This is a genomic window from Methanobrevibacter sp. UBA417, from assembly GCF_002508845.1.
Taxonomy (GTDB): domain Archaea; phylum Methanobacteriota; class Methanobacteria; order Methanobacteriales; family Methanobacteriaceae; genus Methanobrevibacter_A; species Methanobrevibacter_A acididurans.
Genome location: NZ_DAZC01000001.1, coordinates 1 through 2,583 on the forward strand (window position 1 = coordinate 1; position 2,583 = coordinate 2,583).

Annotated in this window: 3 protein-coding genes; all 3 read left to right on the plus strand. The window is 29.0% G+C overall.

The features are described 5' to 3' along the window. Positions 1–18: 18 nt before the first annotated feature. On the plus strand, positions 19–408 hold the full coding sequence (locus BP769_RS00005) for a hypothetical protein (protein ID WP_413823628.1): 390 nt from the start codon (positions 19–21) through the stop codon (positions 406–408). Between the two features lie 169 nt (positions 409–577). Continuing rightward, a complete protein-coding gene (locus tag BP769_RS00010; RefSeq protein WP_373845697.1) occupies positions 578–826 on the plus strand; it encodes a hypothetical protein in 249 nt (82 codons plus the stop codon). Between the two features lie 102 nt (positions 827–928). Further along, a complete protein-coding gene (locus BP769_RS00015; RefSeq protein ID WP_413861758.1) occupies positions 929–2,581 on the plus strand; it encodes a radical SAM protein in 1,653 nt (550 codons plus the stop codon). The last annotated feature ends 2 nt before the right edge of the window (positions 2,582–2,583 follow it).

A 2,583-nucleotide genomic window follows, 5' to 3' on the forward strand; every position in this document is an offset into this window, starting at 1 on the left:
TTATAGTGAAATGGTAATATGAGAAAATTAGTAGGGCCTATAATTGTTATTTGTATTGTGATTGCTATATCTGCATTGTTTTTAAGTGTAGTTATACCTCACGAAGAAGCAGAGACAACTGACACCAGTAGTGTTAATAATAATCCGGATTTACCTCATGATATGACGGTTACTCCATCTAGTGAAGTTGGTAATGGTATCCATGTGATTAAGGAGAATAATAATGGTGTTTATATTGCTAGTTTGAATAGTAGTGATGGGCAAACTTATTATTTTACTAGTAGGGAAACTGTTTATAAGTTATATAAAGTTAATAAGGGTAATTGGACTGAACCATTTAATTGCAGTGTTAAAAATGGTACTGTAAATGGTGTTGAAAGTGCTCATATTGTAACGGATATTAATTAAAATTTAAAGGAAAATGAAACATTTTCCCCTTAACTACTATTTTTTTTATGAATAATTTTTAATATAATGAGAATCTAATAATATAAATAATTATAATTTTAAAAAAATATTTTAGGTAATGATATATAATTAAATAGGATTTAATTTTTTTAGGGAGAATGTTTTATTTATGAATAAGCTAGATAGTGATGCTGAATCTAAACTTAAGGAGTATATTAATCAGAAATATGATTATATTAGAAGATTTGGTTATGAATTTTATGGTGATAATAATATTTTTTTATACTCTGAGCATGATATAAAGGATATTGAAGTTAATGATGAAGATGTGGATTTTATTGAAAACTTATTAAATGCAAATTTTATTGGTTTAATTAGTCTTAAAGGGAAACATGGCTTCTTATATCAATTAAAATAAAACATTTATTTTTATAATCTTATTTTTTCCCTTTATTTTTTTTTAACTTTTTTTTTAAATCCTACTTTTTTAAAAAGCAAAATTTTAGTGTAGTAATTTTTTATGTTATATGAGAAGAATTTTTTTGAAAAAAATCCAATGCAAGTGGATGTAAGGGTTGCTCTTACTTATCCTAATGATTATAAGACTGCTATGAGTAATCTTGGGTATCAAATTGTTTATGGAATGTTAAATGATCGTATTGATATGTATTGTGAACGTGTGGTGATGCCTTTTACACGTAGTATTGAGACTGGTAGTCCTTTACATGATTTTGATGTTATAGCTTTCAGTTTGCAGTATGAGGAGGATTATTTTAATGTTCTTAAAATGTTGGATGATGCTGGTATACCTTTAAGACGTGAGGATCGTGGGGATAATTTTCCAATTATTATGGCTGGTGGTCCTTGTGCTAGTAGTAATCCTAGTGTTTTAAGTGATTATATTGATATTTTCATTATTGGTGAAGGTGAAGAGATTTTAGATAAGGTTTTTAATCGTTTTGCATTTATGGTTAATCCTCATAGTCAATTAGAGAGTTTAAGTAAAATTAGTGGTGTTTATCTTCCAGGAATTAGTGAGGGTAGTGTGGATTTAGAGATTGTTGATAATATGAATCAGGCTTATTATTCCCGGAATCCTATTATTACTGAGACTGATAATCCTGATTTTAGTCCTGTTTTTGGTGAGGCTATACTTTTAAATATTAGTCGTGGTTGTAGTCGTGGTTGTAGGTTTTGTATGAGTAGTTACTTGTATAGGCCTCAAAGGGAGCGTAGTGTTAAGAGTCTTGTTGAGTATTGTGAAAATGTTAAGAATCAGTATGGTTTAAATCGGGTTGCTTTTATTGGTGCAGCTGTTAGTGATTATTCTCATATTGAAGATTTAATAGGAGAGTTAGAAAGTAGGGGTTTTGAGATTAGTGTTCCTAGTATGCGTATTGAATCTATTACTCATAATATTCTTGTTAGTTTGAAGCGTAGTGGTTTAAAGACTTTGACTATTGCGCCTGAGAGTATTTATCGACTGAGAGTCAGGATGAATAAGGATATTAGTGATGAGGAGATTTTTAATCTTGTTAGTGATGCTCTTAGTTTAGGTTTTAACTTAAAATTCTATTTTTTAATAGGTTTACCTACAGAAACTGATGAAGATATTGAAGAGTTAATAGGATACATTAAAAAAATCAATAACTTGCCTAAGGAAATTAAAAATAAAACAGTAAGTAGTGATAATATCACATCTGGAAGTGATAATTCTATAGGTAAGATGAGTTTCAGTATTAACCCTGTAATTCCAAAACCTCACACACCACTTCAATGGTATCCTTATGATATGAAATCCAATAAGAAAAAAATAAAACACTTAAAAAAAGAGTTAGGACACCTTAATATTAAATTTAGCAGTGCACGAATGGGTTTAATCCAATACATCTTAGCATGCGGAGACCATAACACAGGTAAACTCCTAGAACAATCATTAATCGTGAAACTCAGTACCCAAGATTGGTTAAACAATATACCATCCTATGAATTAAATGATAAATTACCATGGGATAATATAAATGTACGTGCAAATAAAGAATTCTTAAAAGAGGAATATAATAAAATATTAAATAATGAATTAACACCATGGTGTGAACAAGACGGTTGCTATAATTGTGGACCATGCAAACCAGAATTAAGGAAAATTAAAAAAACTAAAGGAGTGTATTAAAT

Coding starts and splice junctions, on each gene's coding strand:
- BP769_RS00005 (WP_413823628.1), top strand. CDS start 19: ATGAGAAAATTAGTAGGGCCTATAATTGTTATTTGTATTGTGATTGCT.
- BP769_RS00010 (WP_373845697.1), top strand. CDS start 578: ATGAATAAGCTAGATAGTGATGCTGAATCTAAACTTAAGGAGTATATT.
- BP769_RS00015 (WP_413861758.1), top strand. CDS start 929: ATGTTATATGAGAAGAATTTTTTTGAAAAAAATCCAATGCAAGTGGAT.